The 22,288-nt window shown below is 69.8% G+C and carries 4 protein-coding genes (1 of these 4 only partly in view); all 4 read right to left on the reverse strand.

What is annotated here, in order from left to right; all coding sequences use genetic code 11:
* Tightly spaced (each overlapping or abutting the next), the 4 genes in view from AB0L60_RS35540 to AB0L60_RS35555 form a layout consistent with a single transcriptional unit that may run on beyond the window.
* Nucleotides 1–7,530 carry an amino acid adenylation domain-containing protein gene (locus AB0L60_RS35540; RefSeq protein ID WP_364623529.1) on the reverse strand — a complete coding sequence of 2,510 codons (7,530 nt, stop codon included), beginning with the start codon at nucleotides 7,528–7,530 and terminating at the stop codon, nucleotides 1–3.
* The gene (locus AB0L60_RS35545; RefSeq protein ID WP_364623532.1) at nucleotides 7,527–17,969 is read right to left on the reverse strand and encodes an amino acid adenylation domain-containing protein; all 10,443 of its coding nucleotides are present in this window, start codon (nucleotides 17,967–17,969) and stop codon (nucleotides 7,527–7,529) included. Before AB0L60_RS35545 ends, AB0L60_RS35540 begins: the two co-directional genes overlap by 4 nt.
* Entirely contained in the window at nucleotides 17,956–18,801 is an 846-nt protein-coding gene (locus AB0L60_RS35550) for a 3-hydroxyacyl-CoA dehydrogenase family protein (RefSeq protein ID WP_364623535.1), read from the reverse strand. The genes AB0L60_RS35545 and AB0L60_RS35550 overlap by 14 nt, the downstream gene beginning before the upstream one ends.
* A protein-coding gene (locus AB0L60_RS35555) for a condensation domain-containing protein (RefSeq protein WP_364623538.1) crosses the window boundary here: on the reverse strand, nucleotides 18,798–22,288 show its 3' portion. The gene runs 910 nt beyond the window's last position; only the last 3,491 of its 4,401 coding nucleotides appear in the window; its start codon lies off the right edge, out of view — the gene reads right to left on this strand; its stop codon occupies nucleotides 18,798–18,800. Before AB0L60_RS35555 ends, AB0L60_RS35550 begins: the two co-directional genes overlap by 4 nt.

Below are 22,288 nucleotides of genomic sequence, written 5' to 3' on the forward strand. Positions count from 1 at the left end.
CTACCGGGGTGGGACCTGATCGCCGGGGTCTGCCCGGTGGTGCGGGTGAGTGGTGGCCGCCGGTTCGGTACACAGCGTCTCCAGGGCGGAGGTCATGGCGGTGACAATGGATTCGACGGTGGCGTGGTCGAAAAGTTCGGCGGCGTAGATCATTTCGCCGTGGATCCCGGCGTGGTCGCCGTCGGGGGTGTACTCCTCACGCAGGTTGAGTAGGAGTTCCCAGGGGGTGTGACGAACCGGGACCGGGCGGTGGCGGATGGTCAGTTCGGCTCCGGCTGTGGCGATTTCGGTTCCGCGAAGGTAGGTGACCATGACTTGGAAGAGCGGGTGGTGGGTTCGGGCGCGGGGTGGGTTGAGGAGTTCGACGAGGTTGTCGAACGGGAACTCCTTGTTGTCGTAGGCGGCGAGGACGCGTTCGCGGACCTGTTGAACGAGGTCGGAGTGCGGCGGGTCGCCGGAGAGGTCGACGCGGACGATCGCGGTGTCGACTACGCAGCCGACCAGGTCCTGCAGGCCCTCGGCGTCGCGGGCGCTCAGGGCGACGCCGATGGGCAGGTCGGGGCCCGCGCCCCGGTCGTACAGGGCGAGGGCGAGAGCGGTGTGGGCGAGCATGTAGATGCTGGCGCGGTGGGTGCGGGCGGTGCGGTCGAGGGCACGGTGAGTGGCGGCGGCGATGTGGACGGGGACGGCTGCGGCGATGTTCTCCCGACGTTCGGCGCGCGGACGGTCGGTGGGCAGCACCGGATGTGGTGGCAGACCGTCGAGTGCGGTGCGCCAGTAGCGCGCCTGCCGGGTCAGCAGGCCACCGTGCGCGCCGGCGGCGTCGAGCGATTGCCTCAGCCACAGGGTGTAGTCCGCGAACTGTGTTGCCGGAGTGTGCCAATGGGGTGCTTGCCCGGTAGCGCGCGCACGGTAGGCGGTGAACAGGTCCCGCTGGAGCACGGCCAGGGATTCGCCGTCGCCGGCGGCGTGGTGAAGTACGCCGAGCAGGACGTGATGCTCCGGGCTCGAACGGTAGAGGCGGATGCGCAGGGGCGGTTCCGTGGTGAGGTCGAAGCCGCGTCGCAGCTCGGAATCGATTGTTCTATCGATGGTTTCGCTGTCACAGACGTCCACGACGCGGAAATCCGGCCGCGCGGACTCCATGGGCAGGATGCGCTGAACGGGACCGTCCAGGGCATACGGCAGGACGGTTCGCAGGATCTCGTGCCGCTCGACGACATCGTTCACCGCCGCGTCCACCGCCGTCACATCGAGCGGCCCGTGCAGCTCGAGTCCGGTGGCGATCAGATAGTCGGGGCGGTTGCCGCTGAGATAGTTCACGGTCCACAGCCGCTGCTGTGCGGGCGCGAGCGGGATCGGGTCCGTGCGGCGCACGGCGGCGATGTGCTGCGGGAGATCCCGGGATTCGCGCCGGTCCAAGCTCTGCTCGAGGGCGGCGATGGTCGGCGATTCGAAAAGATCGCGCAGCGATACCGCGACTCCGAGGGCGGACCGCAAGCCTGCGACGACGCGGATCGCGGACAGCGAGTTGCCGCCGAGCGCGAAGAAGTCGTCGGTGACACCGACTTCCGCCACACCCAGCGCCCGCACGAACGCCGCCGCGATGACCTGCTGCCGTTGCGTGCGAACCGGAACGTGATCACCGGCGACCGGCATCGGCAATGCGCCGACATCGAGCTTGCCGATGGGAGTCAATGGCAATTCGTCCATGGCCACGATGGCCGACGGAACCAGGTACGACGGCAGGGACGCCGCCAGCCGGGTCCGCAGCGCGGCAGTGTCGACGGTGCTGTCCCCGACGACGTGCGCGATGAGCGATTGTCCACTCGCGGCCCGGCGCGCCGTGACGATCGCCGCGGTGATGCCGGGCTCACGTCGGATGGCCGCCTCGACCTCTCCCGGTTCGACGCGAAAACCGTTGATCTTCAATTGCCGATCGGCACGCCCGAGGAAGTGCAGCCGGCCGCGGGTGCCCCAGCGCCCGAGATCACCGGTGCGGTACATGCGCGCACCGGCTGGGCCGAACGGGTCGGCGACGAAGCGTTCCGCGGTGCGGACCGGGTCCCGGTGGTAGCCGTTGGCGAGTCCCGCGCCGGACAGGTAGATCTCCCCGGTTACCCCGGCGGGTACCGGTCGCAGGCCCGAGTCCAGTACCACGACCCGGGTATTGTCGGCCGGGTGTCCGATCGGTACCGGACCGTCCGGAGACATGTCGTCCGGGATGGCGAAGTGGAGCGCGAAGCTGGTCGCCTCGACCGGCCCATACAGATTTCTCACCACCGGCGGGTGCTCGCCCCGCCGTACCGTCGCGGCGGCCCGCGGCGGCAGCACATCCCCGGCGGACGCGATCATCCGCAGTTCGGCGAGCTCATTCGGAATCTGCTCCGCGAGTAGGTGAAACAAACCGGGCGGCAGCATGATCGAGGTGACCTGGCCCGCGCGCAGCACCTCGGTGTAGTCGTGCACATCGAGGACGCCGGATCGCGCGAGCACCACGGTGTGGCCGTTGAGCAGCGGCAGCCACAGCTCCCACACCACCATGTCCCAGGTGTAGGGCAGATGCATCAGCATTCGCTGATGCCCTTCGTCCCGGCCGATCCGGTCGCGAGCGCGCGCCACGATATTGCGGTGGGTGACCTCGACGCCCTTGGACGCCCCGGTCGATCCGGAGGTGAACATGAGCGTGGCCACGGCATCGGGTAGCACGGTGACGCCGAGATCGCTGACGTCGAACTCGGTTGCCGCACCGCCGATTTCATGTATCACCAGTTCGGCACCGGTGAACGCCAGCAGCCGCCGCACGTGCGCGGGCGGGTAGCGGTCGCTCAGCGGCACGCAGACCGCACCCAACTTGGCGAGGGCCAGAAAAACGACCACGAGATCGACCGAGCGCGGCAATGCGATGCCGATCGGCACGCCCGGTCCCGCACCGCGGGTGCGCAGCCAGCGGGCGACCTGATTGGCGCGCGCGTTCAACTCGGCGTAGGTGAGCTCCGCGCCGTCGCACCAGAGCGCGACATCGTGTGCGTGCACCCGCACGGTCGACTCGAAACACTCTGCGAGCCCGCCATTGTCGATATCGGCCGCCGTGCCGCGTCCGGCGGCGAGCAATTCGGCTCGACGCGCGGGCGGCAGCAGGTCGAGCTGCCCGACCGGGGACTGCCGCGGTGCGGTGAGCGCCGCCGCGGCGACGAGGATGCGCGACCACAGCTCGTCGACCTCGGTGAGGGCATCGACCTGTTCGAGCTGCACCGCGATTCGGAAGGTCAGCGCGCCCGCAGCGGGCTCCACGATGACGGTCAGCGGGAAATGTGTTCCGCCGACAACATTCACGGAGGTCACCCGCAAGTCCGCGTCCGGATCGTCGAGCAGGGCGGTATCGATGGGGAAGTTCTCGAAGACGAGCGAGGTGTCGAACAGGTCGCTCGCGCTCGCCGCCGCCAGGATGTCGGGCAGCCCGAGATGGTCGTGCTCCATCAACGCCACGCGTTCCCGCTGAATCCGGACCGCGAGTTCGATCGGCGTCTCCGACATGCGCGAGCGCACCCGCAGCGGCACGGTATTCATGAGCAGTCCGACGGCGCCGTCCAGATCACCGCCATCGCGGCCGGAGACCGTGATGCCGAAGACGACGTCATCGCTTCCGGTGAGATGCGACATCACCAGCGCCCACAGCGCCTGGATCATCGAGTTGAGCGTCAGCCCGCGCGATGCCGCCTGTTCGCGCAGCGCGGTGACCGTGGCGGCGGGCAGGATGAAGCTGCGCTCATCGGGCCGCCGCCACCGCCTCTGGTCGGCCCGCGCGACCTTGCACGGTTCGGCTCCAGCGAGGGCCTGTGCCCAGGCCCGGCTCGCACCGTCGCGGTCCTGCGCCGCGGACCATTCGAGGAATGCGGTGAACGGTGTGGCAGCGGGCAATTCGAGGCCGCGGTAGCCCAGCAGCAGTTCACGGAGCAGGATGCCCAGCGACCAGCCGTCGAGCAGGGCATGGTGATGCGTCACCAGCAGGGTCGCGGAGTTCGGCCCGGTGCGAACGAGAGTGACCGTGAGCAACGGACCCACCAGCGGCTCCGTGTGCGCGTCCTCGGCGCGCACCCGCTCCACCGCGTCGTCACGCTCGCCCGGAGTCGGATCGCCGAGATCCACTACCCGCCAGGGCAACTCGATGTCAGCGCGAATCTCGTACTCCGGTGTGTCGCCATCCACGACGAACCGGCCCAGCAGGTGCGGATGTCGATCGAGCACCGCGCGCAGGGCAGCGCTCAGCCGCTCCGCGTCGATCGGGCCGCCCACCGTCAGCACCACCTGTATGAGATAGGGGTCCTCGCCTTCCCCACCCTGGTACAGCGAGTGGAACAACAGCCCGGCCTGCAAGGGCGTCGCGGGGAGGACGGTACGGCCGTCGCGCATGGCGAACGGGCTCACCGCCGCTCGGGTGGGCACCGGGGAAGACGTCCCGACCGTGCGCGCCAGCGCACGAATACTCTGGTGTTCGAACACATCCCGCGGTGTGATCGCGATCCCGGCGGCACGGGCCCGGTCCGACAGCCGGATGGCGAGGATGCTGTCCCCGCCGATGGCGAAGAAGCCGTCTTCGACGCCGAAACCCTGGTGCCCGAGCACTTCCTCGAACACCGCGTGCAGCCGTGCCTCGGCATCGCCGCGTGGCGAAGCACCGCCGGCGGGTGCTGTGCCATCAATGGTGAGCGCGCGCAGAGCGCGCTCGTCGATCTTGCCGTTGGAGGTCGTCGGGATGGCGTCGACCGCCGCGATGATGGACGGAACAGCATGTGCGGGAAGCCGTTCGGCGATCGCGGTGCGCACCGCGCCGATGTCGATGCCCGGGCCGGCGACATAGGCGGCCAGCCGCCGGTCACCCGGCCGGTGTTCCACGATCAGCACCACCGCCGCACGCACCGCCGGGAGTGCGCACAGGGCAGCCTCGATCTCGCCCGGTTCGATGCGGAAGCCACGGATCTTCACCTGCCGATCGGCTCGCCCGAGGTATTCGAGTGTCCCGTCCTCGGTCCACCGCGCCACATCGCCGCTTCGATACATGACAGTGCCGGATCCGCCGAAGGGATCGGCGGTGAAGCGCACGGCGGTGCGGCCCGGCTGGCGCAGATATCCCGCCGCGACGCCGGGACCGGCGACGTAGAGCTCACCCGGCACCCCGGGCGCGGCGGGTCGCAGTGCGGCGTCGAGGATGTACACGGCCAGATCCGGTATAGCCGTGCCGATTTCGCCTGCCGACGCGACACCGGTCAGCGGCGTTCCGGTGGTGAACACCGTCGTCTCGGTAATGCCGTACATATTGACCAGGCGCGGCGCCTGCGGATCATGCCGCGCCCACCACTCGGCCAGCCGCCACGGCTCCACCGGCTCACCGCCGAACAGCACGTAGCGCAGTGCGAGCCGGTCGCTTTCGGCCGGCCGGCTCGCCTCGGCGTCGACCAGCATGCCGAACGCGGAAGGCGTCTGATTGAGCACCGTGACTCGTTGCGTCACCAGCAGTTCGAGAAATTCACGCGGCGATCGTGCCGTTTCGGCGTCGACGATGACCAGCTTGCCGCCGTGGCCCAGCGCTCCCCAGATCTCCCACACCGAGAAGTCGAATGCGGCGGAGTGGAAAAGGGTCCAGACATCGTCGGGCCCGAACTCGAACCACGGCCGGGTCGCGGTGAGCAGCCGGACCACATTCGCGTGTGTGACGACCACGCCCTTCGGGCGGCCGGTCGTTCCGGAGGTGTGAATCACGTAGGCAGGCAAGTGCGGCGACCGCGCCACAGCGCGCTCGCGCGGAACGACCTGCAACGGGTCCCCGATGCGCAGGACGGGCGTGGCCGAGTTTCCCTCCGGGAGTTCGACTCCAGCACCAGTGAGTACGAGCGCCGGTGCGGCATCGTCGAGGATCGCACGCAGCCGCCCCTGCGGATAGCCCGGATCGAGCGGAACATAGGCGGCACCCGCGCGCAGCACCGCGATGATGGCGACGATGAGGTCCATGGAGCGCGGCAGTGCGAGACCGACGAATTCCCCCGGGCCGACACCGTATCCGGCAATGATCCGGGCCAGTCTGCGAGCCCGCTCGTCGAGTTCGGCATAGGTGAGCTGCTCGTCGCCGTGCACCACGGCGACGGCCCCACCGTTCGCGGCCACCATGCGGTCGAATCGATCGACGAGTGTTTCGGCTACCTCGTCGGTGGCCGACGGCCCGGCCGGATCGAGTGTGGGCCGCAGCATGCCGAGCGGGAGTTCCTCCGGCGCCACGGCCAGGGCGGCAACGGTCGCGGTGAGCCGGTGGTGGTGCGCGGCGAGGTCGCGTTCGGAGTACCGCAGCGCCGTCGATTCCAGCACCACCGACAGCGCCGGATCGCCGTTGTCGTAGACGCTGATGTTCAGATTGTCGGAGCGGCCGGCCGCCAAATGCCGCAGGGAGGCGGATTCGGATCCGAAGCGCAGATCCTTCTGCATGGGCATCACATTGACGGTGGGCCCGAGGATGCCACCTTCGAGCCCGCTCCCGCCCAGGTCGGCGAGCATATCGCCGTACTGGAAACGCTGGTGGCGCAGGATGATCAGGGATTCGGCGCGCACGGCGGCGAGTAGCTCGCCGAGGGTGGCGGCCGGATCGACCGTGATCCGCAGCGGCAGGATGTTCGCCGTCATACCGAGTGCGTGCCGGGAGCGCTTGGCGGGTACGGCCAAACCGAGAGTGACCGTGCGCGTGCCCGAATCCGCGTGCAGCAGCAGCGCGATGGCGGCGAGCATCCACACCGGCCACGGGGTCCCGGTGGCATCCGCCCGGGCGCGCAGTGCCTTCCACTCGGCTTCGGCGAGCACTCCGGCCTGCCGCAGGTACCGATTGCCGTCCGCGGCCGTCGGCGCGGCGGCGAACTGCGGTGGCTCGTAGGACCCGCCGATGGCGAGCCGCTGCGCCCAGAATTCGCGGTCGGCCGCGAACCGCGTGGAAGTCCGGAACCGCTCGTCCTCCGCGACCAGATCCGCCACCCGGTCGAATACCGATTCCTCCATCGGACGCCCGTCGAGCAGCGCGGTGTAGGTGTCGGCGACACGCCGGATGAAGGCGGCCGAGGACGCCCCGTCGAGCACCACATGATGCGAGCGAATGAACCACAGCGTGCCCGCCTCGCCGGCATCGAGCAGATGGTGTTCGAACAGCGGCGCGCGCCCCAGGTCGAACGGCTGCTGCAGGGCCGCATCCATGAACCGCAACGCGTCCCCGTGCGGGTCCGCGGCGGCGCGGAAGCTGTTGCGGTGCAGGGGCCAGTCCGGCACGTCCTCCACCACCTGCACGAGCGATCCGTCGGCCTCGGTGTCGAAGCGCACGCGCAGTGATTCCGCCCCGGCGATGACGAGGCGCAGCGCCCGCTCGAACACCTTCTCGTCGAGCGCGCCGTGAATCTGCACGTAGCCGCCGACGATCAGACGATGCCCGGTGTCGTCGAGTTGCTGTGCGACCCACACGTGTTGTTGCGCGCGCGTCAGCGGTAGACGCCGGGTCATGCTAGCTCCTCGATGGTCGCGTGGGGATTTCGGGCGATGGCGGTCAGCAGGTCTCGCATGACGGATCCGATCTCGGCCACCTGTGATTCGTCGAAAACACTGTGGAGATAACCGATTCGGACTCTCAGTTCGGGTCCCGGATCGACGGTGACCGACAGCGGATAGTGGGTGCCGTCGGTGAGTTCGAGGCGCGCGCCGGTCACACCGTCCAGCCCGGCGAGCGCGGCGTCGAGTTGCTCGGCATCCACCGGATAGGACTCGAAGACGACCACGGTGTCGAACAGCATGTCGCGCAGGCCGGCGGCAGCGTGGATCTCGCTCAGCCCGAGTTGGTGGTGTTCGATCATTTCGGCCTGTTCGGCCTGCACCGCGTGCAGCAGATCCGCCACGGGCGTGTTCGGACCGAATTGCACGCGTACCGGCACGGTGTTGATGCACAGTCCGACAATGGATTCCACGCCGGGCAGCGCGGCCGGGCGGCCGGAGACGGTCACTCCGAAGACGACGTCACCGCGTCCGAGCCTGCGTCCCAGCAGGATTGCCCAGACCACCTGCACCACGGTGTTGACAGTGACGCCGAGTTCGGCGGCGGTCCCACCGAGTCCGCCGGTGGTCTCCGCATCGAGCGACCAGCGGTATTCCCCTGTCGTGACAGTGCTTTCGCGAGTGCGGGCGGGCGGGGCGACCAGGGTCAGTGCGCTCACGCCGTCCAGGACTCGCCGCCAGGCCCGGGTGGATGCGGCCGCGTCCCGGTCGTGGTTCCAGGCGAGGTAGTCGCGGAAGGATCCTGCCGGCGCGGGCAGCGGCTCCCCACCGGTGTAGAGCGCGAGCAGATCGCGCAGCACCAGCGGTAGCGACCAGCCGTCGAACAGGATGTGGTGATAGGTCACGATCAGCACCGTCTCGGCCCCCGCGACACGGGCGAGCGTGAAGCGCAGCAGCGGCGGACGGGCCGGATCGAATCGACGTGCACGCTCCTGTGCGGCCAGCTCCACGAGATCGTCCGCGGTGGCCAGATCCACTTCACGCCAGGGCAGTTCGACCGTTTCGGGCACCACCTGGAGGGGCATGCCCGAAGCGTCGAAGACGAAGGCCGCACGCAGGTTCGCATAGCGCTGCAGGATGCGCTGCCCGGCCTGTCGCAGCCTGTCGCGGTCGATCGCGCCACCGGGCCGCAACACCGTCTGCACGTTGTAGACATCGGCGACGTCGGCGGCGGCCGCCGTGGCTATGACGGCGTGGACGAACAGCCCCGACTGCAAAGGAGCGAGCGGCCACACGTCGGTGAGCGCGCCATAGTCCTGCTCCCAGCCGGTGATGTCCTCGCGGCTCACCCGCACCAGCGGGAAGTCCGACGGCGTGTGCCCACCGGCGCGTTCGTCCCGGGCGTGGCCGGCGATGGCTCCGAGCGCGGTCACCCACAGCTGCGCCAGGTGCGAGACCGCCGCGTCGTCGAGAAGCGTGGTGGGATAGGTGAATCCGGCACGCAACTCGGTGCCCGTCACGATCGCGTTCACGTCGACGGCGACAGCCGCGGGCAGGTCCGGATCCGGGTCGGCGGCCGGTGTCGCGAGCACTCCCGCACCCAGGTCGTCGACGCGGCCCAGGTAGTTGAAGCCGACCTGTCCGGGCATGGCCGCCGGGAGCTGTTGGGCGGCCTCGGGATTCAGGTAGCGCAGCAATCCGTAGCCGATTCCGTGGTCCGGGATGGCACGCAGCTGTTCCTTGATGGTCTTGAGCACGGCACCGATCGCCTCGGTCCCGGCCAACGCCGCCTCGATACCGATCTCACGAAGATCGAGCCGAACCGGGTACAGCGAGGTGAACCATCCCACGGTCCGGGTCAGGTCCGCGCCCGGCGCGATCTGTTCCTCTCGCCCGTGGCCTTCCAGCCGCAGCAGGGAAACCGGAGCGTGCGTGCCCCACCGGGCACGCCAGACCGCGAGCGCCACGGCCAGCGCGGCGATCAGGACCTCGTCGACACCCATGTGGAAGCGTGCGGGAACAGTCCGCACGAGCGCCTCGGTGACCGTTTCGTCCACGGCGACCTCGACCGTCCGGAGCCCGGAGGCGTTATCGACGGCGGGATCCAGCGGCCGGTAGCCCAGCAGGGGATCCGGTGTCGCGCACACCTGCCGCCAGAATTCGAGCTCGGCGGCCCGCTCCGGCGCGTTCGCCGCGTCAACCAGACCGTGCGCCCAGCGGCGCATGGAGGTTCCCACCGGATCCAGCTGCGGCACCACGCCACTCGCGGCACTCGCGAGGGCCGCGAACAGGTCGGGCAGCAGGATGCGCCAGGACACGCCGTCCACGGCGAGATGGTGTATGGAGATGATCAATCGGCCCGGCACACTCCCCCGCGCGGCATCGAGCCGGACGAACTGCACCATCACCCCGGCCGCGGGATCGAGGCGATCCAACGCGGCGTCGAGTTCCGCGGTGACGAGCTCGCGCAGGGTATCGGCGTCCGCGGCATCCTCGAAGGTGCCGCGGTGCACCAGCTCCGCTGCGTCCAGCGCGCCCGTCGGCATGGTCTCGAATCGCCATTCGCCGGAGTCGTCGCGGAACAACCTGCTGCGCAACATATCGTGCCGGTCGATCAGCGCCGAGACCGCCTGGACCAGGGTGTCGTGCCCGGTCCGAGCGGGCAGTTCGACGGTGAGGGTCTGATCGACCCGGCGGAAACTGCCGCCACGTTCGGTCAGCCACCGCACCACGGGCGTCAGCGGCATATCGCCGATACCGCCGCCGGGCAGTTCCGGCAGCAGGCGAGGCGCGTCGGCCTCCGCCTCCGGTGTCCTTGCGATAGACGCGATCCCGGCTACCGTCCGGTGCTCGAACACCTCGCGCGGCGTGAAGTGCAGGCCGCGAGTCCGCGCCCGGGAGGCCAGCTGAATGGAGATGATGCTGTCCCCGCCGAGCGCGAAGAACGAGTCGTCCAGGCCCGGCCGGTCGACACCGAGCACCTCGGTGAAGAGCTCGGCCACCATCTGTTCGGCGGGGGTCCGCGGGGCCCGATCCGAACGCGGCGCCAGGACGGGGTCGGGCAACCCGGCCACGTCGAGCTTGCCGTTGCCAGTCAGCGGCAGCGAATCGACGAGCACGATGGCGGCCGGTCGCATATAGACGGGAACACGTTGTGCGATATGCGTTTCCAATGCCCCGACCGCGGGCGCGGCCTCGGTGGCGGGTACCACATAGGCGATCAGGCGTGCCGATCCGGAATCCCCCGTCCGGGCCACGACAACCGCCCGGGCCACCGATTCGTGTTCGAGCAGCGCGGCTTCGATCTCCCCCGGTTCGATGCGGTAGCCGCGAATCTTCACCTGCTGATCGCCACGGCCGAGGTATTCGAGTTGCCCGTCACCGTTCCAGCGCGCCAGATCACCGGTGCGATACATGCGGGCACCGGGCGCACCGAACGGATCGGCCACATAGCGCTCCGCGGAGGTCGCGGGGCGGGCGTGATAGCCACGGGCGAGCTGGGCTCCCGTGAGATAGACCTCGCCGCGCCCGCCGACCGGCGTCGGCCGCAGCCGCGAATCCAGCACGCGCACAGTCATTCCCGGTAGGCCACGACCGACAACGCTGGTATGCGCCGACTCGGCGTGCGCACGGTCCACCGCGAAGTGGGTGGCGTGCACGGTCGCCTCGGTGATGCCGTACAGGTTCGAGATCCGGGCCGCCCCCGCCCGATCCGTGTCGTACCACGCCCGCAGACTGCCCGGATCCAGCGCTTCGCCACCGAGCACGATATGCCGAAGCGCGGGCACGGCGGCGGGGCGCAGTCCGGTGCCGAGGAGCGCGCCGAAGGCCGACGGTGTCTGGCTCAGCACCGTAATGCCTTCGCGGGCAATCAGTTCGGCGAACTCGTCGGGCGAGCGTGTCAACCCGGCGTCCACGACGACGAGCGTGCCGCCGCTCGCGAGCGCACCCCACATCTCCCACACCGAGAAGTCGAAGGCATGCGAGTGGAACATGGTCCACACATCGGTGTGGTCGGTATCGAGCAGACCCCGCGTCGCGGCGAGCATGGCGACGACATTGCGATGCGTCACGCTCACGCCCTTGGGACGCCCGGTGGAACCCGAGGTGTACAGCACGTAGGCGATACTGTCCGGGCCCGGCGCGATCGAGGCGAGCTCGACGCCATTGGCGCCGCCGCGGTCGGCACCGTCGAGCACCAGATACGGCCGGTCGCTCGCGGGCAGTGCCGCACGGTCGGCGGCCGTGGTCACGACGCAGACCGGGTTGGTCTCGCCGAGGATGAATTCGAGCCGCTGCGGCGGATTGCCGAGGTCGAGCGGAACGTAGCCAGCGCCCGATTTGAGAACTCCCAGGAGCGCCACGATGAGCTCCACTGAACGTGAAACACCTACGGCGACCAGCGATTCCACGCCGACACCGTGCGCCGCGAGCGCGCGGGCCAGGTCATCGGAGGCCGCGTCGAGGTCGCGGTAGGTCAGCGCGCGGTCGCCGCAGCGCACCGCGACGGCATCTGCGCGCACCGCGGCCTGGGCACGGAACAGATCCACGAGCGTCACGTCCGCCACCGGCGCGGCGGGGCGCTGCCAGGCCCGCACCCGGCTGTGTTCCACCTCGCCGATCGGATCGATGTCCGCCACAGCGGCATTCGGATTCGCGGCGAGCGCCGCCAGCACCCGGGTCAGCCGTTCGCCCAGTCGTGACACGGTCTCCGCGTCGAGCAGCTCGGGCCACCAGCCGGCCAGCAGGTGCAGCCGATCGGTTTGCCGGACGGTCAGTGTCAGCGCGTAGTGCGTCGCCTCCCTGGACTCGAATCCGCCGATGGCCAAACCGGCGAATGCGAGGGCGTCCGACCGCAGTTTCGCCTCGTCGACGGGGTAGGACTCGACGACCAGGAGTGTGTCGAACAGGTTCCGCTCACCGACCTGCGTCTGCGCGCCGATATCCGGCAGGCCCAGATGGTGGTGGGCCGTCAGTTCGAACTGCTCACGCTGTACGCGACGCAGTAGCGCGCCCACGGACTCGCCCGGGGTCAGTCGAATGCGCACCGGGATCGTATTGATGAACAATCCGACGATGTTCTCGACGCCCGCCAGGTCGGCGGGGCGGCCGGAGACCGTGGTGCCGAAGAGGACGTCGTCGCGATCGGTGGTGCGCGCCAGCAGGATCGCCCAGGCCGCCTGCACGACGGTATTGATCGTCACCTCGAACTCGGCCGCCAGCCGGGTCAGCGCCCGGGTCTGCGCCTCGTCCAGGTCGAACGCCCGCTCCCGGGGCAGGGCGGTGGGGGCGTGCACGGCGGCGGTGTCCGCGAGCAGCGTCGGCTCCGCGACCCCGGCCAGGGCCTTGGCCCACACCTGTCGCGAGAGCGAGTTGTCCTGCCGGACAAGCCATTCCACATAGCGGCGGTAAGGATGTGGAGGTTCGACCGCGAGACCGGCGTAACCGGCCATGATCTCGCGCAGCAGCAGGGGGATGGACCAACCGTCGAGGAGCAGGTGGTGGCAGGTCACGGCGAACCGGGTCCGCCCATCGCCGAGGCGGAGCAGCAGGAAGCGCAGCAGCGGCGGCGCGGTGAGGTCGAACGGCATCGTCCGTTCGGCGTCGAGGAGACCCTCGTCATCGCCGCCCGCCGCGGACAGATCGACCTCGCGCCAGGGCAGAACCACATCGCCGGTGACGATCTGGACGGGGGTCCCGGCGGCATCCACCTCGAAGGCGGTGCGCAGGTTGGCATGTCGCTCCAGCACGGCCGCCGCGGCCGACCGCAGCCGCACCGCGTCGACCGCGCCGTCCAGGCCCAGCACCAGCTGCACCGTGTACACGTCGACCGCGTCCGGATCGAACAGGGCGTGGAACATCATGCCGGACTGCAGCGGTGCGGCCGGCCATACCTCGCTCAGCGTCGGGTACCGCTGTTCCCAGGTGTCGATGTCGCCCTGGGTGACGGTCACGAGCGGGAAGTCGGACGGGGTGTGCCCGCCGCCGGTATGGGGATCGCGCGCGTGGCGCGCGACCGCGCCGAGCGCCGCACGCCACAGCTCGACCAGTTCCTCACCCGCGGCCTCGCCGAAGATGCCACGTGCGTAACCGAAGCCGGTCACCAGGCGGTGGCCGAGGACGATGGAATCCACTTCCACGGCACCCAGCGCGCCCCGGCGGGCGTCGGGACGAATGGCCAGCATGCCGAAGTCGGTGGAGGGCAGGAAGCCGATACCGGCCAGCTCCTCCGGAATGTCGAGGCCGGTGATGTGCCCGAAGTAGTTGAACGAGATCTCCCCCGGCTCGCCGGGCGGCAATGCGGCGGCGGTGTCCTCGTTCAGGTATCTGAGCAGGCCGTAGCCGAAGCCATGGTGCGGCGCCGCCCGCAGCTGTTCCTTGACGGCCTTGATCGCGACTCCCATGGCCGGGCCGCCGCCGAAGGCGTCGTCGAGATCCACTCCGGTCAGGTCCAGCCGTGCCGGGACGATGGAGGTGAACCAGCCGACGGTGCGCGACAGTTCAGTCCCGGGCACCGCATCCTGTTCGCGGCCATGGCCTTCCAGGCGCAGCAGCACCGACCGCTCGTCCTCGCCGCGCCGCGATCGCCAGCGCGTCACCGCCAGCGCGAGCGCCGTCAGCAGCGCGTCCGCGACGCGGGCCCGGTAGCGCTCGGGAATGGCGGTGAGGATGGCGGCGGTATCGCGTTCGTCCAGTTCGACAGAGGTGTGCGCTACGTCGGCTGCCATATCGCGGTGTGGATCGAAGGGCCGCTCACCGAAGGACGGCGCGGGGCCCTCGACGATCTCGCGCCAGAGCGGCAGCTCGGCGGTGAGCGCCTCGGTGTGCGCGATGTCGACCAGCGCGTGCGCCCATCGGCGCATGGATGTTCCGACCGCGGGCAGCCGCGGGGTGTTCCCCGCCGCGACCGCCGCCCATGCGGCAATGAAGTCGGGCAACAGGATTCGCCAGGAGACGCCGTCGACGGCGATGTGGTGCGCGGCGATGACGAGCATTCCGGGGGCGGTGCCCGAATCCGGTGTCAGCCAGACGAACCGCACTACCGCGCCGACGGACGGGTCGATCCGGTCGATGGCCGCGTTCAGCTCGGTTTCGGCGAGTGCCCGGAGTTCGTCACCGGTGAGTTCGACGTCGTAGGCGACCTGGTGGACGAGGGAGTCCACATCGACGCTGCCCGGCGGCGTGACCCGCGCATGCCAGTCCCCCGAGCCGTCGCGATAGAGCCGTGAGCGCAGCATGTCGTGGTGATCGACGACCGCGGAGAGGGTGGAAACCAGGGCACCGCGGTCGATTCCGGTCGGCAGGTCCAGTGTCATGGACTGGCAGAAACGGTCGAAGGCGCCACCGCGCTCGACCAGGAAGCGGAGGACCGGGCTGAGCGGCAATTCGCCGACACCGCCGCCCGGCAGTTCGGCGAGCGGCGGAATCTCCTCTCCGCCCGCGGTTTCGGCAATGGCCGCCAGGCGGGCCACGGTGCGGTGCTCGTAGACCTGCTGCGCGGTCACCGCGATACCGCGCGACCGTGCCCGCGACACCAGCAGGATCGACATGATGCTGTCGCCGCCGAGCGCGAAGAAGGATTCGTCCACACCGATGCCGTCCCGGCCGAGCACCTCGGCGTAGGCGGCGGCGAGCGCGGCTTCGGTGTCGGTGCGCGGGGCCCGGAAGGCCACCGTCTCGGCATCGGGTGCGGGTAGGGCCTTCCGATCCACCTTGCCGGAACGGTTCACCGGCAGTGCGGGTAGACCGATGATCACGGCGGGCACCAGGTGCCTGGGCAGTACCGCACGCAACCGCTGGTCCAGAGCGTCCGGATCGATGCTGTGCCCGGCGGCCGGGGTGACATAGGCGATCAGGCGACCACCTGCCCGACCGGCATGGTCGGCGTCCTGAACGACGGCAACCGCCTGCGCCACGGATTCCTGTGCGGCGAGCACCGATTCGAGCTCGCCGAGTTCGATGCGCACACCGCGCAGCTTCACCTGGAAGTCGCTGCGGCCGAGGTACTCCAGCTCGCCGTGGCCGGTGGACCGGACGATGTCACCGGTGCGGTAGAGCCGCTGCCCGGAATCACCGAACGGGTCGGCGACGAAACGTGCGGCGGTGTGCCCCGCCCGGCGCACGTAGCCGCGCGCGAGCGTCGCGCCACCGAGATAGAGCTCGCCGGGAACGCCCGCCGGAACGGGCCGCAGAAGGGCGTCCAGCACGTGGGCACGGACCCGCCAAGCGGGTGCACCGATGGGCACTGCGGCAATGCCGTTCTCGCCGATCGCGTGCCGGGTGACGGCAACTGTCGCCTCGGTCGGACCGTAGAGATTGTCGTAGCGGGCACCCGGAGCGACGGTCGGCAGCGCGGCGGCGAGTGCGGGCGTGAGCGCCTCACCGGCGAGCAGTATGCGACGCACACTCGGCGCCATCGGCGCGGCCACCGCCTGCCGGTGCGCCGCGAGCGTGGACGGCGTGAACTGCACCGTGGTGACCTCATGGTCGATGATCGCTCGCGCCAGCTCGCTCGGATCGCCGTGCGCACCCGTCCCGGCGACCGCGACCCGAGCACCGACGGTGAACGGCCACAACACTTCCCAGGCCGAGACATCGAATGTCAGGGCGGTTTTGCGCACGACCGTGTCGGTGTCGTCGAGGCGGTGCAGGTGCTGCATCCAGGCGAGATGAGTGCACGCGGCCGCGTGGGTGACGCCCACGCCCTTCGGCTGCCCGGTGGAGCCGGACGTGAACAGCACGTACGCCAGGTTTTCCGGACGCAGCGGGGCGATGCGATCATCGTCGGTGACCGTGGCACCGGACTCGGCGGCCAGGTCGAGTTCGTCGATGCGGATCACCCGGACGCCATCGGGAGCGTCGAATCCGTCCCGCCGCGTGGTGAGGACACACACCGGCTGTGCGATGTCGAGCACCTGAGCATGACGCGAACGCGGATGCTCCGGGTCCAGCGGCAGGTATGCGGCCCCGGTTGCCAGCACCGCGTGCACCGCGAGGATCTGTTCGGCAGCTGGCCCGAAAGCGAGCGCCACCACTTGTTCCGGCCCGATGCCGAGGGTAATCAGCCTGCGCGCCAGTCGATTCGAGTCACCGTGCAGGTCCGCATAGGTCATGCGGGCATCGCGTCCGACGATCGCCGGCGCCTCCGGCGACCGGGCCGCCTGCTCGGCGAACAGAGCCGCGAGTGTCGTGGACGCCGTGACCAGGTCCTCGGGCGGACTGCCGATGAGATGCTCGATCTCCCCCGGTGCGGCGATATCGATCCGGGCAATGGGCGTATGCGGCGTGCGGACCAGCTGCTCCAGCAGCCGAAGCAGCCGGTCCCGGTGCGAACGATGCGCTCCGGGAACGGCGATCCGCCAGCCGCCGGCCGCCCGATCGTCGACGCACACGGTGAACTCGTCGCCGCTCCCGAAACACTCGGTCACCGATGCCGTGCCGACACCGTCGACCGCCGCACCGGCGAGCATGCGTACCGCGAGCGGCCACTGCCCATGCACCGGCGAATTCACCCACGGCTCATCGATATCGGGAATGAACCTGTGCCGCCGCGCCTTGCGCAGCTCCCGCCCCACCTGTTCGGCGATCGAGAGGAACCCAGCCTCCGCGGTGACCGGAATCCGCAGCGGCACAGTCGTTTCCCCGGTATCGAGTGCGACCACGCACTCCCCCGCAGAAGCCAGGCGAGATGCATAGACGGCCGATGCCGCCAACACCACCGCAGGCGCACCGCCTCCGCACGTGCGCGCGATCCGGGTGAGCTCCGCCGATGCCCCCACCGCTGCCCAGACCGCCTCGTCCGACGTACCACCGGAAGGCGCGATACCCGCGGCGGCAGGTTCGGGCCGGGGGGCATCGGCGAGGGTCTGCTCCCAGTAGTCCCGGTCGGTGGACCATGCGCCTGATTCGCGGTATCGGCGTTCGTTTTCCAGCTGGTCCGCTGTCGCGCCGAACGGCGGATTCGTGCCGGGGGTGGTGGTCGTGCCGTCCAGGAGGTCACGCACTCGGGCGAGGATCGCGAGCGCTCCCGGGTGGTCGTTGACCAGGCGGTGGTAGCGCTGATACCAACCGAGTCGGCCATCGGGGAATCGGAAGACGGCCTGCCGGTACAGCGGGCCGTGCGCGATATCCATCGAGCGCACACGTTCTTGCGCGATCCACTCGGCGACGACATCTCCTGGGCCCGTCCCGCCGGCGCTGAGCACGGCGGTCGGGGCGGGCGCGTTCCGGCACACCTGGATCGCGCCGGCGTCATCGCGGAACACACTGTGCAACAACGGGCATTCCGTCATGACGGTGTCGACCGCCTGTCGCAGGGCGTCCGCGTCCACCGAGCCGGTCAGTTCGATGTACAGGTCGGCATAGCGATCACCGGCCGCGAGGGCGGCGCGTTGCGCATCGCTGGGGACCTGCGGTCCGGCCGTCGCGATGCGGGTGGTCTCAACGATAGTCATGGAATCCTTGTCCGGTCTTGCGGCCGAAATGTCCTGCGGCGACGAGCGTCGCGAGCGCGGGCGGAATGCGGTAGTGGTCCTCGCCGGTCTCGCGCCGCAGCACCTCGATGGTGTCGGCGACGTTGTCCAGGCCGATCAGGTCGGCGGTGCGCAGCGGACCCATGCGGTGGCCGAGGCAGCGTTCGAAGAGGGCGTCCACCGTCGCGGCGTCGGTACCGGTATCGAGGGTGGCGGCGGCTTGCGCGATGCTCAGCATGAGCAGGCGGTTGATGACGAACCCGGGGCGGTCGCCGACCACGAGCGATTCCTTGCCGAGCGCGGTGAGCAGTTCGGTGGCGCGCGCCATGGTGCCGGCCGAGGTCTGCGCCCCGCGAACGACTTCCACCGCATCGGTGAGTGGGGCCGGGTTCATGAAGTGCAGGCCGAGCACGCGATCGGGGCGACCGGTCGCGGCGGCCAGCCGGGCGATGGGGATGGCCGACGTCGCGGAGGCGAGCACGGCGTCGGCCGGGCAGATGCGGTCCAGTTCGGCGAAGAGCTTCTCTTTCAATTCGATCCGCTCGACCGCGCACTCGATGACGAACTCGACCGCGTCGAGGTCATCGAGACGGTCGGTCCAGCGCACCCGGCGAGCAGTCTCGAGCGCCGTCCGCCGATCACCGCGACCCAGCAGCAGCGCCAGGCGCACCGCTTCGTTCAGGCCGCGGCGCGCCCGCTCCACGGCGGCCGGATCGGGTTCGACCACGATGACATCGCGTCCCGCCTGCGCGAGGCACTGTGCGATGCCGGCGCCCATGGTGCCCGCGCCGATCACTGCTACGACTCCGGTCATCGGGTCATCTCCGTTTCCGCGATGCAGCGCACCGCGATGTCCGGCACCGGATCATTCGGTGTCTCCAGCAGACCGCGCAGCAGCCTGGTCAGATCCGAGAGCATCTGCTGCGCGGTCGATTCGTCGAAAAGTTCTGTGGCGTACAGCAGTTTCAGGACCGCGCGGTCACCGGACTCCCGGCCGAGCGCCAGTTCCGCAGTGTCCGGCGGGGTGTCGCCGAACCAGATGGCCCCGGCACGGCTGTCGCCCTGGGCCGACGCGGCCAACTCCGCGGCGGTTCGTTCCAGCAGTTCGGCCCCGGTGGGTTCGTCGGCGAAGTCCATTCGGGCGGTACCGGTTGCCGTGCCGACCACTACGTCATCGGAGCCGGAGTACCAGCTCAGCAGTGCCGCCCACGCGGCGAGCACGTCCGCATCGCCCGGCACGGCATCGAGCCGCTCGCGCACCGTCCCCGGCGTGTAACGGGCCGGGCCGGTTCCGCACGGCCGGTCTGTCGGAATATCCAGTGCCACAGCCTGTTCCGTCACACCCACACCGGCAGGCGACGGCACGGTGACGAGCAGCTCCTCGATCGACCGCTCCGGAGCCGACTCCACGACCTCGGTGAGGATCCCGAGGTAGGCCGCGGCCAACCCCGCGGCGGTGCGCTGGGTGAACAGCTCGGTGCTGTACTCGAAGCAGGCCAGCATGTCGAGGTCGTCGCTGCGATCGTAGGTGATCAGGCTGAGGTCGAATTTCGCTGTGCCGGGCGGTAATCCGCCGAAGGCATTGTGAATGGTGTGCTCCGAGTCGAAGAACTCCGTCGCTCCGCCGCCGAGCGGGTTGACCGATCCGGCGCCGGTGAGGTCCTGGTGGACGTAGAGCACATCGAAGATCGGGGTACGGGACATGTCGCGCTGATCGTCGAGGGCATTGACCACCCGCTCGAATGGGATCTCCTGATTCTCCAACGCGCCCAGCACGATTCCACGCACGCGTTCGAGCAGATCGCCCAGCGTCGCGGGACCGGAGAGGTTGGCGCGCAGCGCGACGGTGCTGTTGAAGAAGCCGATCAGCCCTTCCAGCTCGCGGCGGGTGCGGCCGGTGGTCGGCGTGCCGACGACGAGGTCGCGCTGACCACTGCGCCGGGCGAGCAGCAGATAGAAGGCGGACAGCAGCACCACGAACAGCGACACCGACTCCCGCCTCGCGACCGTGCGGGCCGCGGCGAGCAGCGTCGCCGGCACCGTGAACGGCTCCAGCTCACCGGCGAACGTCTTGCGCGCCGGTCGCGGGAAGTCGGTGGGCAGCCGCAGTTTCGGCGCGCCACGCAGCATATGCGTCCAGTATTCGAGTTCGTGCGCGAGCGCGCCGGAGTCGAGCAGCTCACGGTGCCAGCGCGCGTAGTCGCGGTACCGGATCGGCAGCGGTTCCAGCTCGGCCGGGCGCCCCTCCCGCCGGGCGGCATAGAGCACCGGAATCTCCCGCGCGAGGATCCCCGGCGTCTGGCCGTCGGTGACGCAGTGATGGCACACCACCTGCAGCACATGCATATCCGGAGCGAGCTTGACCACCAGCACCCGCACCATGGGGTCGCGGCCCAGATCGAACGGCCGGACCGCGGCCTCCCGGACCAGCTCGCGCGCCCGGGCGATCGAATCGGCTGCACCGGACACATCGACGACCCTGAAGAACTCGCCGAGAGCGGGCCGCACCCGCACCGCCGGCATACCGTCGACCTCGACGAGGTTGTAGCGCAGCGGCTCGTGCCGCTCCGCGAAATCCTCGAATGTTCCCTTGACCGCGTCGACGTCGATCGGCCCGCGCAGCACGTTGACGACCGGATAGTTGTAGAGCGTGGTGTCCGGAACGAGCTGATGGTGGAACCACATCCGTTCCTGCCCGGGCGACATGACCAACTCGTCGGTGCGCGTAATGGCCGGCAGCCCGCGCGCTCCCGGCATCACCTCGGGCGCCGGGCGCGCCCCTGCCCGCAGCAGGTCCGCGAACTCGGCCACCCTGGGCCGCTCGTACACATCGAGCAGTTTCGGCCGGAACCCGAATGCCTCCTCCACCCGCTCGACCAACTGCACGGCGATGATCGAATTGCCGCCGACGTCGAAATAGTCGTCATCCAGCCCGATTTCGGTCTCCGCGTGCAACAGTTCGCGCAGCACTGCGCGCAACCACTGCGCCGCATCCGACGGCACGGCGACCACCGGAGGCTCGGGCGCGGCGACAGCTTCGACGGGCTCGGACGCGATCTCGGCATGCTGCGCCGCAATGGGCGGTTCGACCCAGCACCGGGTGCCGTGCAGCGGGTGCCCGGGCAACCGCATCCTGCGACCGTCCCCGTCCTGCACCCGCGCCCAGTCGAGATCCACTCCACGCTCGTAGAGCCGCGCCAGGATGCCGAGCGTCCCCGCGGAATCGACCGTGCCGAAGAGGATCTCGGCATCCGCACGACCCGCGAGATCCTCGGTGAGGTAGCGCCCGAGCATGCCGTCCCGGCTGGGATCGACGAAGACGACCGGCCCATCCCGCAACAGCGTTTCCACCGCCGCGAGCAGACGCGACCGGTCCACCGCGGGCGTCCCCGCGGCAACAGCCAATTCGCCCGGGTCGACAGGCTCTCGTGACCCGAGCAGATAGCGTGCCGCGAACTTCGACGCGCCCCCGCTGAGCACGGCCGCGAACTGAATCCCACAGGCACGCAATCGATCGTGCACCGCGAGCTGTGCCGCGAGTACCGCGGCGGTCTCCCCGTTCGCGGGCAGCTGTTCCGGCAGTGCTGCGCCACCTTGACCGATCGGCAGCGCACCCGGCGAGAGCAACAGCGCCACTCGCGGCGCGACCGGCTGCTGGCGGTCCGAATCGACGGCAGCGCCGCGTGTCTCGAGCAGATCGGCCAATTCCGTGGTGCTGCTCGCACATACCGCGATGCGATGGCCGAAGTGCGCACGGCCCCGGCCGAGCGTGAAGGCCACATCCGCGAGATCGATCGAATCGTCCCGCAGACGCGCCGCCAGCGAGCCGCACAGGTCCGCGAGCGCCGTCGCCGTCCGCGCCGAAACCCCGATCAGCCGGGGCATCGGCTCGCGACTCGCCTCGGCCGGTTCTGCTTCCGGCTGCGGTACGGCGTCCGGGGCCTGCTGCACGACGCAGTGGGCGTTGGCGCCGCCGAGGCTGTAGGAGCTGACACCCGCCAGGCGCGGGCCGTCGCTCGGCCACGGTCTCGGTTGCGTGACCACCTCGAGGCCGGCCGCCGCCAGGTCGAGATCGCCGGTGGGACGGTGGAAGTGGAGAGAGGGGAAGAGTTGTCCGTCGGCGACCGACAGGACGGCCTTCACCAGGCCGGCCACGCCGGCGGCGTGATCGAGGTGGCCGATATTGGTCTTCACCGATCCGATCGGGAGGGCGGTGGCGCGCTCGGCGAATGCGGTGCGCAGACCCTCCAGTTCGACGGCGTCGCCCAGCCGGGTGGCGGAGCCGTGGGCTTCGAGGTATC

Origin of the sequence: Nocardia sp. NPDC051981, from assembly GCF_040680715.1 — a bacterium.
Classification (GTDB): domain Bacteria; phylum Actinomycetota; class Actinomycetes; order Mycobacteriales; family Mycobacteriaceae; genus Nocardia.

What these genes read in the sequence shown, in the direction of transcription:
- AB0L60_RS35540 (WP_364623529.1), bottom strand. Translation starts at nt 7,530, where the DNA reads ATGACCCGGCGTCTACCGCTGACGCGCGCGCAACAACACGTGTGGGTC.
- AB0L60_RS35545 (WP_364623532.1), bottom strand. Translation starts at nt 17,969, where the DNA reads ATGACTATCGTTGAGACCACCCGCATCGCGACGGCCGGACCGCAGGTC.
- AB0L60_RS35550 (WP_364623535.1), bottom strand. Translation starts at nt 18,801, where the DNA reads ATGACCGGAGTCGTAGCAGTGATCGGCGCGGGCACCATGGGCGCCGGC.